At 71.3% G+C, this 13,190-nt stretch carries 12 protein-coding genes; 8 read left to right on the top strand and 4 right to left on the bottom strand.

Annotated features, from left to right (window positions below):
• Positions 1 to 786: 786 nt before the first annotated feature.
• Positions 787 to 1,068 carry a chorismate mutase gene (locus JF597_RS39015; protein ID WP_294008049.1) on the bottom strand — a complete coding sequence of 94 codons (282 nt, stop codon included), beginning with the start codon at positions 1,066 to 1,068 and terminating at the stop codon, positions 787 to 789.
• A gap of 291 nt (positions 1,069 to 1,359) precedes the next feature.
• Between JF597_RS39015 and guaA the strand changes: the two genes are divergently transcribed.
• A complete protein-coding gene (gene guaA / locus JF597_RS39020) occupies positions 1,360 to 2,940 on the top strand; it encodes a glutamine-hydrolyzing GMP synthase (RefSeq protein ID WP_294008051.1) in 1,581 nt (526 codons plus the stop codon).
• Positions 2,941 to 3,174: 234 nt separating this feature from the next.
• A complete protein-coding gene (locus JF597_RS39025; protein ID WP_294008053.1) occupies positions 3,175 to 3,969 on the top strand; it encodes a class II aldolase/adducin family protein in 795 nt (264 codons plus the stop codon).
• Positions 3,970 to 4,192: 223 nt separating this feature from the next.
• Here the strand turns inward: JF597_RS39025 and JF597_RS39030 are convergent, their stop codons facing one another.
• On the bottom strand, positions 4,193 to 5,080 hold the full coding sequence (locus tag JF597_RS39030; RefSeq protein ID WP_294008055.1) for a DUF4429 domain-containing protein: 888 nt from the start codon (positions 5,078 to 5,080) through the stop codon (positions 4,193 to 4,195).
• Between the two features lie 188 nt (positions 5,081 to 5,268).
• Between JF597_RS39030 and JF597_RS39035 the strand changes: the two genes are divergently transcribed.
• Together JF597_RS39035 and JF597_RS39040 are read left to right on the top strand one after the other, a co-directional pair.
• The gene (locus tag JF597_RS39035) at positions 5,269 to 6,546 is read left to right on the top strand and encodes a hypothetical protein (RefSeq protein WP_294008057.1); all 1,278 of its coding nucleotides are present in this window, start codon (positions 5,269 to 5,271) and stop codon (positions 6,544 to 6,546) included.
• A 203-nt stretch (positions 6,547 to 6,749) separates the two neighbouring features.
• Positions 6,750 to 7,289: a DoxX family protein gene (locus JF597_RS39040; protein WP_294008059.1), complete on the top strand. Its 540-nt coding sequence runs from the start codon at positions 6,750 to 6,752 to the stop codon at positions 7,287 to 7,289.
• Between the two features lie 18 nt (positions 7,290 to 7,307).
• Here JF597_RS39040 and JF597_RS39045 read toward each other — a convergent pair whose 3' ends face one another.
• Together JF597_RS39045 and JF597_RS39050 are read right to left on the bottom strand one after the other, a co-directional pair.
• Positions 7,308 to 7,517 (bottom strand): hypothetical protein, encoded by a 210-nt coding sequence (locus JF597_RS39045; RefSeq protein WP_294008061.1) that lies wholly within the window; start codon positions 7,515 to 7,517, stop codon positions 7,308 to 7,310.
• Positions 7,504 to 8,928 (bottom strand): PspC domain-containing protein, encoded by a 1,425-nt coding sequence (locus JF597_RS39050; RefSeq protein ID WP_294008063.1) that lies wholly within the window; start codon positions 8,926 to 8,928, stop codon positions 7,504 to 7,506. Before JF597_RS39050 ends, JF597_RS39045 begins: the two co-directional genes overlap by 14 nt.
• Positions 8,929 to 9,126: 198 nt before the next feature.
• Here JF597_RS39050 and JF597_RS39055 point away from each other — a divergent pair, with 198 nt between their 5' ends.
• The 4 genes from JF597_RS39055 (at position 9,127) to JF597_RS39070 (ending at position 13,164) form a co-directional block, all read left to right on the top strand.
• Positions 9,127 to 10,419 carry an ATP-binding protein gene (locus JF597_RS39055; RefSeq protein ID WP_294008065.1) on the top strand — a complete coding sequence of 431 codons (1,293 nt, stop codon included), beginning with the start codon at positions 9,127 to 9,129 and terminating at the stop codon, positions 10,417 to 10,419.
• On the top strand, positions 10,416 to 11,129 hold the full coding sequence (locus JF597_RS39060) for a response regulator transcription factor (protein WP_294008067.1): 714 nt from the start codon (positions 10,416 to 10,418) through the stop codon (positions 11,127 to 11,129). Before JF597_RS39055 ends, JF597_RS39060 begins: the two co-directional genes overlap by 4 nt.
• A gap of 62 nt (positions 11,130 to 11,191) precedes the next feature.
• Positions 11,192 to 12,451: an ATP-binding protein gene (locus JF597_RS39065; protein WP_294008069.1), complete on the top strand. Its 1,260-nt coding sequence runs from the start codon at positions 11,192 to 11,194 to the stop codon at positions 12,449 to 12,451.
• A complete protein-coding gene (locus JF597_RS39070) occupies positions 12,451 to 13,164 on the top strand; it encodes an RloB family protein (RefSeq protein WP_294008071.1) in 714 nt (237 codons plus the stop codon). Before JF597_RS39065 ends, JF597_RS39070 begins: the two co-directional genes overlap by 1 nt.
• Positions 13,165 to 13,190: the final 26 nt, after the last annotated feature.

Consider the following 13,190-nt stretch of genomic DNA (forward strand, 5'->3'; position numbering starts at 1 on the left):
GCCGGCAACTCGACCTGCGGCATCGACGACGGCTACCTGCACCCGCGGTTCCCGTCCCAGGCCGCGACCGGCGGCGCCGCCCCGACCGGCCCGTCCGTCGACCCCTACGACCGCAGCCGCGACATCACCAAGGAGGAGGCCTGCGGCACGGTCAGCAGGACCTAGGTGTGCTGTCCTTCCGCGTCTGTTGCCGGGCGCAGGCGAAGGGCCCCGCGGGACGGAGCCGCGGGGCCCTTCTTTCGTCAGCACCGACGTCAGGGCAGCGTCGGTGCCTGGGAGCGGCGCCGGGGGGTTGCGCCGCTGGTCGCTGTGCCCTGTACCGCCGTCCGAGCCCCGGGTCGGCGCCCCGGCGCGCACGGGGCGTACGGCAGGTCTCGACCTTTGGCGGACGGTCGGTGCACGGCAATTGCGTTGCCTGAAGCGGGACTTGGGAACTCCGAAGGCCTTGGGGGCCTGCTACGCATCGTGCTGGATGTACGCGGCCTCCGCAACCGTTTGACCCAGCCCTTGTGCATTTTTGCATTTTCCGCCGGTCGGCCCCGGGCGTCCCCGGAGCCGACCGTCTCTTGGGTGACCGGGCTGCTGTCCCCTGCCGTCCGGTCACTTGACTGGAGCGAGGTCCCACGGCGCACGGTACGTCCCGTACGCCTCATCGCCCCAGCGAAGCCACGCGTGGTTCTTTCGGGCCCGCCCCTGGCTGACACGGACACTCCTCCAACGAAGCGGCCCGCGGGCCGGTCACGCGCCGTACGGGTGAGAAGAGCCCCGAACTCAGATCCGCCCGACTCAGATGCGACCCCGGCACAGCTCCAGGAGGGTCATGGCCAGCGCCGTGCCGGGCCTGCCGAGCGCCGCGCTGTAGTGGCCGAGGACCTCCATCTCCCGGGAGAGGTTCACCCGGCGGCCGCCGGAGGCGATCCGGGCCTCCTGGACGACGGCGGAGACGGCCATCCGTTCCTGGATCAGGCCGATGATCCGGTCGTCGAGCGCGTCGATGCGCTCCCGCGCACCGGTGATCACCTCGGCGGCCTCGTGGGTACGGGCACCGGTCACGTCGATCGCGTTCATGGGGGCTCCTCGTCTGTCCTTGCCGGAAGGGTGCGGTGCCCCGGAGCGACCGATCCGGAGAAAACACCAGGCGCCCCGGACCTTGTCGGCCCGGGGCGCCTGGGAAGTCGCTTGTCAGTTGCTCAAGCAGCACGACCATGGCAGCCGGTGGGCCGGTTGCCATAGGTAAAGAGGAAGGTCGTCTGGGTGAGCATGGGGGGAGTATGCCACAGGAGTACGGCGAGGTGTCCCGCGCCCACCCCGTTAGAATCGGTGAACACAGACCCCCGCCCGACCGCCGGAAGGCACCCCGTGTCATCAGCGACTCCCGCTGCCGCCGCTCCCGACACCGTCCTGGTCGTCGACTTCGGCGCGCAGTACGCCCAGCTCATCGCCCGCCGCGTCCGCGAGGCCCGGGTCTACAGCGAGATCGTGCCCAGCACCATGCCGGTCGCCGAGATGCTCGCCAGGAACCCGGCGGCGATCATCCTCTCCGGCGGCCCCTCGTCCGTGTACGAGGAGGGCGCCCCCCGCCTGGACCGCGAGCTCTTCGAGGCCGGCGTCCCGGTCTTCGGCATGTGCTACGGCTTCCAGCTGATGGCACAGGTCCTCGGCGGCACCGTCGACAACACCGGTGCCCGCGAGTACGGCCGTACCGACCTGCACGTCTCCAAGACGGCCTCGACCCTGTTCGAGGGCACCCCCGGCGAGCAGCACGTGTGGATGTCGCACGGCGACGCCTGCTCCGCCGCCCCCGAGGGCTTCACCGTCACCGCCTCCACGGACGTCGTCCCGGTCGCGGCCTTCGAGAACGACGAGCGGAAGCTCTACGGCGTCCAGTACCACCCCGAGGTCATGCACTCCACGCACGGCCAGCAGGTCCTGGAGCACTTCCTGTACCGCGGCGCGGGCCTCAAGCCGACCTGGACCACCGGGAACGTCATCGACGAGCAGGTCGCCGCCATCCGCGAGCTGGTCGGCGACAAGCGCGCCATCTGCGGCCTGTCCGGCGGCGTCGACTCCGCCGTGGCCGCCGCCCTCGTCCAGAAGGCCATCGGCTCCCAGCTGACCTGCGTGTACGTCGACCACGGCCTGATGCGCAAGGGTGAGACCGAGCAGGTCGAGAAGGACTTCGTCGCCGCGACCGGCGTCCAGCTGAAGGTCGTCGACGCCGAGGCCCGCTTCCTGGACGCCCTCGCCGGCGTCTCCGACCCGGAGCAGAAGCGGAAGATCATCGGCCGCGAGTTCATCCGGGTCTTCGAGCAGGCCCAGGCCGAGATCATCGCCGACGCCGGCCCGGCCGTGGAGTTCCTGGTCCAGGGCACCCTCTACCCGGACGTGGTGGAGTCCGGCGGTGGCACCGGTACCGCGAACATCAAGTCCCACCACAACGTCGGCGGCCTGCCGGAAGACCTCGAGTTCAAGCTGGTCGAGCCGCTCCGCAAGCTCTTCAAGGACGAGGTCCGCATGGTCGGCCAGGAGCTCGGCCTGCCGGAGGAGATCGTCCAGCGCCAGCCGTTCCCGGGTCCGGGCCTCGGCATCCGGATCGTCGGCGAGGTCACCAAGGAGCGGCTCGACCTGCTCCGCGAGGCCGACGCGATCGCCCGCGAGGAGCTGACCGCGGCCGGCCTCGACCGCGACATCTGGCAGTGCCCGGTGGTCCTGCTCGCGGACGTCCGCAGCGTCGGCGTCCAGGGCGACGGCCGCACCTACGGCCACCCGATCGTGCTGCGCCCGGTCTCCTCCGAGGACGCCATGACGGCCGACTGGTCGCGCCTGCCGTACGAGGTCCTCGCGAAGATCTCCACCCGGATCACCAACGAGGTCCGGGACGTCAACCGGGTCGTCCTCGACGTCACCTCGAAGCCGCCGGGCACCATCGAGTGGGAGTAGGCCCCGAGAAGCGGCCGCTGAGAAGCGGCCCTGAGAAGAGGTCCTGAGAAGAGGTGGTGCCGTTGCGGCGGTGCCACCTCTTCGACGTGTGTCGTACGCGTCACCCGGCTGTCGATTCCCGACATCTTCTGTCGCGATCTGCTCGCGTGCGTCATCTTTACAGAACAGCTCTGTTTTCCTGCGCTGACCGGCGGTAACTTCCGCCCGTAACACAAACCCAGTGCTGGAGGACCTATGCACGGGCCGACTCCGCCCCTGCCGCTGCCCACCGATCAGCTCCAGTTCGCGATGCCGCCGATGTACGACTCGCTCGACGACGAGCGCCGGCACCGCAAGGAGCGGCTCGCCGGAGCGCTGCGGATCTTCGGCCGGGCCGGACTGGAGGACGGGGTGTCCGGGCACATCACCGCCCGCGACCCCGAGTACTCGAACTGCTTCTGGGTCAATCCGTTCGGCATGTCGTTCAAGCACGTCACCGTCGGCGACCTCGTCCTGGCCAACCAGGACGGCCAGGTGATCGAGGGCCGCTACCACGTCAACCAGGCCGCCTTCACCGTCCACGCCCAGGTGCACGCGGCCCGCCCGGACGTCGTCGCCGTCGCCCACTGCCACTCCGTGCACGGCCGTGCCCTGTCCGCCCTCGGCGACCTGCTCGACCCGATCAGCCAGGAGAGCTGCGCCTTCTACGAGGACCACGCCCTCTACGACGCCTACACCGGCGTCGCCGTCGACGCCGAGGAGGGCCGCCGGATCGCCGCCGCGCTCGGCTCCCGCAAGGCGCTGGTGCTGCGCAACCACGGGCTGCTGACCGTCGGCGACTCGGTGGACGCGGCGGCCTGGTGGTTCCTGTCCATGGAGAAGTCCGCGCAGGTCCAGCTGACCGCGAAGGCGGCGGGGCGGCCCCTGCTCATCGACCACAAGCTCGCCGTCGCCACCCGGGAACAGCTCGGCGGCGACCTGGTGGCCTGGATCAACTACCAGCCGCTGTGGCAGGACATCAGCCGCAGCGAACCGGACCTGCTGAGCTAGACGCTCCGCTGGAAGCGCCGCGATCTGGTGTCTGCCGTCTGCGGCGCCGTCGTGGCTGGTCGCGCAGTTCCTCCCCCCAGCCTTCGGCCGGGGGGACCCCCAGCGCCCCTTCGGGGCGCGCCACCCGGCCCACAGCGCCCTTCGAGGTGCTGCCCGGCCCTCAGCTGCCTTCAGGGTGCTGCCCGGCGCCCAGCTGCCTTCAGGGTGCCGACCAGCCCGCGGCTCAGAAGCTCCGCAGGACGGCTGCCTTGGTCAGGGTGAACTCCTCGTCCGTGAGGACCCCGTCCCGGTGCAGTTCGCCCAGTTCCCGCAGTCTGCGCAGCAGGACGTCGTGGTGGTCGGCCGCCTGGCGCGGCACGGCCGGCGGGGGCCGGTCCCGGTCGGCGCACTCCGCGCCCGGCCGGGTCGAGGGATGCGGCAGCCGGGCCGTGACCGCCGCCGCGACCAGCGCCGTCAGCAGGTCGCGGCGGACACTGCCCCACAGGTCGAGGGCGTAGGGGTCGCGCTCGGCCGGCCGCTTCGAGAACACCGTCTCCCGGGTCACGAACCGCAGGAAGCCGTCCTCGTGGCCGGAGTTGGGCAGCCACTCCACCTGCACCAGGTCGCCGACGCCGATGATCCGGGGCCCGGTGGCCCGCTTGACCCGGTCGGAGGTGTCGGCCCAGTCGATGCGCACCTGCGTACCGTCGAACGACACAATGCCGTCCGAGGAGCGCACCGACACCGGCACCGGCGGCCCCGGCAGCAGATACGTCCGCGCCGGCTCCTTCGGGACCTGGTCCAGCAGCAGCGACTGCCGGATCTCCGCCACCACGTACTCGGCCACCCCCGACCGGTCCCCGTCCACCGTCAGCCGGTACGGATCCGCGGCCTCCGGCAGTCGCCCGCCCGTCGCCTGCAGCAACGGGTCGGCCCCCTCGCGCAGCCGCATCCTCAGCCGCCCCCGCCTGCGCTCCGGCGCGTACACCACCCCCGCCACCGCCTCCAGGGGTACGGCGATCTCCCCGTAGGTCTGCCGGAACAGCGGCACGGAGCGGTGGCGTCCCGGCGTGATCCGGACCGTGCTGCCGTCGAAGGCCCAGGTCCCGTCCCGCTGGATGATCTCGGCCATGGGGAAATTCTCGCAGCCGGGTCAACACGGCTGCCGTACCTTCACCCGCCGCGACCGGCCCACTGAACGCGAACGGCGTGGGGTAGGGCACAATTCGCACTCGACACAAGGGAGTTGCGCGACGGCGTCCGGCCCCGGGGAGGGCCCTGCGCGTCGCGCCCCGGGCGTGGGGAAGGCGGGCGTCGGGCGTGGCGGTGCAGGAGGCGGGGCAGGGCGCCCGTTCGGGTGTCCACGGGGGCGGCTGCGCGTGCGGGGACTGTCCGCACGGGGCACGCGAGGGACACCGGCGGGCGGTCGCCGAATTCCTTCTCAAGCGGGAGGAGTTCGCGTCGGGGCAGGGGCTGCCCGCGGCGGTGGCCCACTCGGCCTCCGCCTCCCGCCAGTGGGTCTCCGAGGAACTCACCCAGTCCGCCGAGGTGGTCGCCGAACGCGGCCGCGCCGAGGGCCAGGCCTGGCTGGCCCGCCTGTGGCTGCGCACCGCGTGCACCGTCTGGGCCGTCGTCGTGATCATGCTTCTCATCCAGGCGCTCACCGCCATCGGTGCGGGCTGGACCAGCGCCCGCACCGCCGGGCTGCTCGCCGCCCTGCTCGTGGCGCTCGCCCTCACCGCCGCCTCCTGGTTCCACCGCTCGCGCGGCGGGGTGCTCGCCCCCGTCATCGGCGAGGACAACCGCATGTCCACCTCCCGCACCGTCGCCGCCTCCTGGGTCCTCTTCGTCGCCTACGCCGTCCTCGTGCTGGCCGGCCGCCTGGCGGCCGCCTCCTCTCCCGCCGACCGCGACGCCCTCGTCTCCGGCCTCGACCTTGCCCGGGGCGCCGGTGCGGTCACGGTCCTCGCCGTGGTCTGCGGCATCGCCGTCCTGGTCCGCCGGGTGGTCGGCCTGCGCATCGCCGGCCAGCGCCTGCAGAAGGTGCGCGCCCACCGCCCCCGCGCCGCCGACCTGCTCACCGACGACTCCGGCCGCGGCACCTTTGCCGACATCCAGTACGTCGTCATCAGCGCCGTCGCCCTGCTCTTCGCCGCCGTACGGCTCGCCCGCCGCCCCGACCAGCTCCCCGACCTGCCCTGGGGCCTCGCGACGGTGGTCCTGATCTCCGCCGCGACGTACCTGGCCGGCAAGTACGCCGAGGGCGGCCGCCCGGTGATCCTCTCCGTCGTCCGCGCCCGCGAGGCCGGTGACCTGGACGCCCCGATCCGCACCGGCGACGACATCGAGATCCGCGGCACCGGCTTCGTCCCGCCCGGCGCCCAGACCGCAGACCGCCTCTCCCGCATGGTGGTCCGCATCGGCGCCGTCAACGTCCACGTCCCCCTGGTCCCGGTCACCGGCGGGTTCAGCAACCCCACGGACCACGTCCTCACCGTCCCCGTCCCTGCCGACGTGGAGCCCGGCTCCGTCGAGGTCCAGGTGGTGACGGCGGCCGGAGTGGCGACCAACCGGTGCGTGGTCGAGGTGACGGACTGAGGAGCCGGTCCGGCCAGGGGCGGAGCCCGAACCGGCCGGGTCCCGCACCCGGCCCTCCCTGCCCGCCTTTCTCCACTCTCCCGGGTGTCTCAGTCCGGCCGAAATTCGGAAAAACGTCCGGGAGAGGGTTGAGCGGGCCGTGGCTGTCGTACGTATGGTCTGTTGAGGGGCCCGGGTACTGCGGCGAGAGGCGGCTACTGGCGATGACTCACGGCATTCGTTCGGACACGCACACTCCGTACCTCGACGGCGACCGCGGACTGCGGGACACTGCCACCCGATACGCCCTCCTTCCCTTGCGGATCTTCCTGGGCGTCACCTTCATCTACGCCGGCCTGGACAAACTGACCGACAGCGCCTTCCTCAAATCCGGCGGCTCCGGGTCCATCGGCGACACCATGCGTGCCGTCCGTGACTCCGCCGCGATCCCGGCCCTGGTCGACCTGGCCCTGAAGAACCCTGTCGGCTTCGGCACCGCGATCGCCATCGGCGAGCTGGCCGTCGGCCTCGGCACCCTCTTCGGTCTGCTGGCCCGGCTGGCCGCGCTCGGCGGCGCCCTGATCTCGCTCAGCCTCTGGCTGACCGTAAGCTGGGCCAACTCCCCGTACTACTACGGCAACGACCTCGCCTACCTGATGGCCTGGCTGCCCCTGGTGCTCGCCGGCGCGCCCTACCTCTCCCTGGACGCGATGCTCCGCGCCCGGCGCCGACACCGCTCCGCACGGGCTTCGCTGGGCCTCTAGCGGGCTCCTGAACGGCTTCTACCTCTCCGGTGTGCCGCGGCGCCTGCGTATCGCCCGGGTCAGCGCCGCGGTCACCCCGGCGAGGAAGAGGCCGACCACCGTCACGGGGATGACCGCGAACCACTCGGTGTCCCACCAGCCGCCCGCGTCACCGGCGTAGGCGATCCCCGCTGCCGTCAGGAAGACACCGACGACCAGCCGTCCCGGCTGGAACTCATGCCGCAGCACGGGTCACCTCCACCTGTCCCGCGCCGACCTGGAGGTCCAGGTCGAGCGTCCCCGCGTTCTTCGCGCCGCTCGCCGGCGGCAGCGTCACGTCCTTGTGCCGGCCCGGTTCCACGTCCACGTCCTTCTTGTCGTCACCGGGCAGCCGGATGTCGCCCACCCCCACGTCGATGCTCATCCGCACGGTCACGTCCGCCGGTACGACGATCTTCAACTGGCCCGCGCCCACCTCGGCCGACGTCGACACCGTCCGCCCCTGGGCGACGCGTATGTGCGTCAGGTCCAGGGTGGCCACGCCCGTCCCGAGGTCGTACGCGGGCGACACCTCCGCCGCGGTGGTGGGTGTCCAGGAGGCCCGTGTCCAGTGGGTGCTGATGTCGGACGGGAGGGCCGTCGCGACCGCGAGCAGGGCCGCCGTGAGCAGGGCAAGAAACAGCGAGCCGGCCCCGGTGCGCCCGAGGAACGAACTGAGCGCCGTCCCCAGCCCGAACACGATCAGCGCGCAGGCCAGACCGGCCTGGAGGCTGGTGCCCAGCGGGTGCGTGTCCCATGTCAGACCCGTGCCCAGACTGCCCGCCACGAGAGCGAACAGGAAGATCCAGCCGCCGATCCAGCGCGGTCCGCGCGGCTTCGGAGGCGGGCTCTGCCGGGTCCGCGCGTCCTGGCCGTGGACCCACGGGGTGCTCAGGCGGAAGTCGAGCCCGGGGGCCTCCCGTCCGCGGACGTCGGCCGGGCCCCACAGGTAGCCGGTGCCCCCGACGTGCGTGCCGTCCTTGACGATCGGGTCCCGCCACCACGAGGGGTAGGAGATCGGGATCGGCGGTGCCTGGGCCTCCGGCGGGGCGTCGGCGACGGCCTGGGCGGACAGCGGGTCGGGGTCGGGGGCGCCGCGCTGCCGCGACCAGTACCCGGCGCCGGCCAGCAGCAGGGAGAGGACGACGGCGAACGCCAGCACCTGGCCGTTCCTGATCATCGTCAGCAGCACTCCGCAGCCGACCAGTGCGAACAGCACGGCCGCCAGGGCCTGCCCGTCGACCCGGCCGGTCAGCAGCTTGCGGACCTCGTTCTCCTCGTCGTCCTCGTACGGCACGAAGAGCCAGGCGAAGCCGTAGAAGAGGAGACCGATCCCGCCGGTCGCGGCCAGCACGGCCAAGGTGATGCGGAAGATCACCGGGTCCAGGTCGGTGTGGCGGCCGAGCCCCGCGCACACGCCCGCGATCATCTTGTGCCGGCGGTCGCGCCGGAACCGGGGGGAGGCCGCGCCGACGGCGTCCGCGCCGGTGCCGGCGGCACCGGCCCCCGCCGCGGCCGTCCCCGCCGCGGCGGGCGCGGCATCCGACGGCCCGGTGCCCGCAGCGGGCCGCGGGCCGGGGCCGGGTCCCGGACCCGTCGCGGCGTGCTCGTGATCAGTCATGAGTCAATGGTGACGGCCGTGCGGCCGCAGCGGCAGTCGGGATGACCCTGGCCGAACCCTGAAATCGGCCCCGAGGCCGGACCGGGAAGCGTTCGAACGGTGCCGCGGGGCCCGGAACCGGAGGAAATCCGAAGATCAGGGGAGTCTCGGGGGTCGACCCTGATGCTCCGCACCTGCGGGCGTGTGAACATCGATGGCATGCCGGAAGCCGCAGCAGTGCCCCTCGACGACCCGCGGCCGCCGCGCAAGCTCTACCGCAGCAGCGACGGCCGCTGGCTCGGCGGAGTGGCGCGGGGCCTCGCCGGGCATCTGGGCCTGCCCGTCGTCTGGGTGCGGCTCGTCTTCGTCGGCCTGTTCATGGCCAACGGCCTCGGCGCGCTGCTGTACGCCGCGTTCTGGTTCTTCGTGCCGCTCGGCGTCGGCGGGGTCGGCGGGCAGAAGCCGCCGTCCCTGGTCGCCACCGAGACCTCGGCGGACGGCCGCCGCAGACTCGTCGCCCGCAAGCCCGACAAGGGCCAGATCGTCGCCCTGCTCCTCATGGTCGTCGTGTCCATGGTGTTCGTGGGCAGTGTCAACCTGACCAGGGGCGCCAAGGCCTATCTCCTTCCCGCGGTCCTGGTCGCCGCCGGTGTCGCCCTGGTCTGGCGGCAGGCGGACAACGCCCGCCGGGCCCGCTGGGTCGAGGTCGGCAGCCGGCGCCGTACGCTCAGCCTGCTGCGCGCGGGCGTCGGCGTCCTGCTCGTCACCGCGGGCGTCTCGGGCGTCTTCGTCATGCAGGGCTCCGCCGCGCACCTCGGCGCGGTGCTCCAGGCGGCCCTCGCCGTGCTCGTCGGCATCACGCTGCTCGCCGGTCCGTATCTGGTCCGGATGACCCAGGACCTCTCCGAGGAGCGGCTGATGCGCATCCGGGCCCAGGAGCGCGCCGAGGTCGCCGCCCACGTCCACGACTCCGTGCTGCACACCCTCACCCTGATCCAGCGCAACGCGGAGAACGCGGGGGAGGTGCGCCGCCTCGCCCGCGCCCAGGAGCGCGACCTGCGAACCTGGCTCTACAAACCCGAGGGCACCGGCAAGGACGAGGCCGACGAACCCGCCACCCTCGCCGACGCCGTCCGGCGCAACGCGGCCGAGGTGGAGGACAAGCACGGCGTCCCCATCGAGGTCGTCGTGGTCGGGGACTGCCCGCTCGACGAGCGGACGGGCGCGCAGATGCAGGCCGCGCGCGAGGCGATGGTCAACGCGGCCAAGTACGGTGGCGAGGGCGGCGCCGTCCAGGTCTACGCCGAAGTCGAGGGCAGGACGGTCTTCGTGTCCGTCCGCGACCGCGGTCCCGGCTTCGACCTCGACTCGATACCCGCCGACCGGATGGGTGTCAGAGAATCGGTCATCGGCCGCATGGAACGTCACGGGGGCACCGCACGGCTGCGGTCCGTGCCGGGCGGCGGCACGGAGGTCGAGCTGGAGATGGAGAGGGCGGAGAAGACGTCATGAGCGACGCGACCGAGGCGAACGGCCCGGCGGAAGGCGCGGAGAAGGCCGGGCGTCGGGTGCGGGTGGTCCTCGTCGACGACCACCGGATGTTCCGGACGGGCGTCCAGGCCGAGATCGGCCAGACCGAGCAGACCGGCGTCGAGGTGGTCGGCGAGGCAGCCGACGTCGACCAGGCGGTCTCGGTGATCACCGCGACCCGGCCCGAGGTGGTCCTCCTGGACGTGCACCTGCCGGGCGGCGGCGGGGTCGAGGTGCTGCGCCGGTGCGCACCGTTGACGGCGGACGCCGAGCAGCCGGTGCGTTTCCTCGCGCTGTCCGTGTCCGACGCGGCCGAGGACGTGATCGGCGTGATCCGGGGCGGCGCCCGGGGCTACGTCACCAAGACGATCACCGGCACGGACCTGGTCGACTCGATCTTCCGGGTCCAGGAGGGCGACGCCGTCTTCTCGCCGCGGCTCGCCGGGTTCGTCCTGGACGCCTTCGCCTCCACCGACGCCCCGCCGGTCGACGAGGACCTCGACCGCCTCACCCAGCGTGAGCGCGAGGTCCTGCGCCTCATCGCCCGCGGCTACGCCTACAAGGAGATCGCCAAGCAGCTGTTCATCTCCGTGAAGACGGTCGAGTCCCACGTGTCGGCGGTGCTGCGGAAGCTGCAGCTGTCGAACCGGCACGAGCTCACCCGCTGGGCGACGGCACGCCGCCTGGTCTGACGATCCCGTAGGCGTACCGACGATCACACCGATACGCTGTGCCCGACGGGAGGAGGGCTCACATGCTGCTGCGTTTCCGTACGGCGAACGTACGGTCACTGCGCGATGAGCAGGAGCTGTCCTTCACGGTTCCGCCCGATGAGGAATCCGACGCCGCGCGGGCGGTCCGGCTCTCCGATGGCAAGCAACTGGACGTCTATCCCGTTCTCGGTGTCTTCGGAGCCAACGCCTCCGGCAAGTCCAATGTCATCACCGCGTTGAAGAAGATGAAAAGCGCGGTGCTGGACTCCTACGGACCATGGACGTCGTACACCGGTATCCCCGAGCGTGAACCCTTCGCGCTCGACGCCGAGTCCGAGAGACAGAGCACTTTCTACGAAGCCGACTTCGTTCTGGACGACGGTGTGCGCTGGACCTACGGATTCGAACTGGGGGATCGGCGCGTCGAAGCGGAGTGGTTGCACGCCTACCCCAAGGGGCGTCGGCAGGTGTGGCTGGATCGGGATGCGACGCGGGCCAGTGTGTACGACTTCCCGGGAGAGCGTGTTCATGACCGTGCGCGACTGGCACGCACCACACGCAACAACGCCCTCCTCCTCAGCCGTGCGGCGAGCGACAACCACCCACAGTTGTCCCGTATCTACGACTGGTTCCGGTCGAATCTCTGGGACATCACCCCCGAGACCGAACTGAGAGACCGCGAGAACTACACGGCCGAGCAACTTTTCGACGCCGAGAAGAGCGAACGGGTCCGGGAGCTGCTGCGAGTGGCGGACCTGGGCATTCAGGGCGCCGAGGTGGAACGCCGGCCGGGTGGCAGAGCCCCTGTCGTCCGGCTGCTGCACGGAAGCGACCGCGACAGTGCGGTGGCCCTGGACTGGGCGAAGGAGTCCTACGGCACCCGTTCCTGGTTCGCTCTGATCGGCCCGCTGCTGTTGGCCCTTGACAGTGGTGCTGTACTCCTCGTCGACGAACTGGACGCGAGCCTGCACCCGAAGTTCGCCTCCGAGGTGGTCCGGCTGTTTCAGGCACCCTGGTCCAACACGAAAAACGCGCAGTTGCTCTTCACCTCCCATGACGCGTCCCTTTTGAAGAGCCCGCGCGGGGGCCGCCTGCTCGAACCAGGGCAGATTTGGCTGACGGAGAAGGACAAGCGGGGAGCGACGGAGCTGTACCCGCTGAGCGACTTCGACCCCACGTCCGAGGCGGACCTGGAGGACTCATACCTGGCCGGCGCATACGGAGCCGTACCGAACGTCGACCAGGGACAGATCGGACGCAAGGTGCTCACGGCACTGGCAGGGGAGGCAGAGCGTTCCTGATGGCGAGGGACAGGGGGCGGGACAATCCGGCGCGCGCCAAGCGGCAGCGGAAGCTGCGGCGCGAGGTATACGTGTTCACCGAGGGTGCGGTGACGGAGCCGGGCTTCATCACCTTCGTGACGGAGAACGGCACCCGCAAGGAGCCCGGACGCGAGATCGTCTGCAAGGTCGAGAACCGTGCCGCGCCGACCAAGCGCCGCAAGCCGCTCCCGCTGGTCGAGGACGCGAGCACCAAGTGGCGCGAGGTTCGGCGTGCGGCTGAGAAGGCTGGGCTCGAACCGGACCACTGGAACTGGCCACAGGTGTGGTGCCTGTTCGACCGTGACCAGCACAAGGACATCCCCACGGCGTTCGCCGACGCCAGGAGGGAAGGGCTGCACGTCGCCTATTCGCACCCCTGCTTCGAACTCTGGCGTCTGCTGCACTACCAGAACTACACCAGTGACTTCGGCGGCGTGTGCGACAGCGCGGCGAACCGGCTCAAGCAGCAGCCGGGATTCGCGCAGACCTACGGCCCCACGATCCGCTCGGTCTCCGAGGAGCAGGCCAAGCACGTCATGCCCGGCCAGCTCAGCGGCCGGTACAAGACCGCGCGGCGATACGCCGAGGGTTTCGCGAGCCGCCACGCCGGGCGCACCGACCAGAACAGCTGGGATCCGTACACCGACGTCTGGAGATTCGTCGAGGACGGCATGGACGTCTCCGACTACTGACGACGCTCCGCACGCGGTCACGTTCG

This window comes from Streptomyces sp., assembly GCF_019510245.1.
Lineage (GTDB): Bacteria > Actinomycetota > Actinomycetes > Streptomycetales > Streptomycetaceae > Streptomyces.

Excerpts from the sequence above, each read along its gene's own strand:
- JF597_RS39015 (WP_294008049.1), bottom strand. The coding sequence starts at position 1,068 with ATGAACGCGATCGACGTGACCGGTGCCCGTACCCACGAGGCCGCCGAG.
- JF597_RS39025 (WP_294008053.1), top strand. The coding sequence starts at position 3,175 with ATGCACGGGCCGACTCCGCCCCTGCCGCTGCCCACCGATCAGCTCCAG.
- JF597_RS39030 (WP_294008055.1), bottom strand. The coding sequence starts at position 5,080 with ATGGCCGAGATCATCCAGCGGGACGGGACCTGGGCCTTCGACGGCAGC.
- JF597_RS39040 (WP_294008059.1), top strand. The coding sequence starts at position 6,750 with ATGACTCACGGCATTCGTTCGGACACGCACACTCCGTACCTCGACGGC.
- JF597_RS39050 (WP_294008063.1), bottom strand. The coding sequence starts at position 8,928 with ATGACTGATCACGAGCACGCCGCGACGGGTCCGGGACCCGGCCCCGGC.
- JF597_RS39055 (WP_294008065.1), top strand. The coding sequence starts at position 9,127 with ATGCCGGAAGCCGCAGCAGTGCCCCTCGACGACCCGCGGCCGCCGCGC.
- JF597_RS39060 (WP_294008067.1), top strand. The coding sequence starts at position 10,416 with ATGAGCGACGCGACCGAGGCGAACGGCCCGGCGGAAGGCGCGGAGAAG.
- JF597_RS39065 (WP_294008069.1), top strand. The coding sequence starts at position 11,192 with ATGCTGCTGCGTTTCCGTACGGCGAACGTACGGTCACTGCGCGATGAG.
- JF597_RS39070 (WP_294008071.1), top strand. The coding sequence starts at position 12,451 with ATGGCGAGGGACAGGGGGCGGGACAATCCGGCGCGCGCCAAGCGGCAG.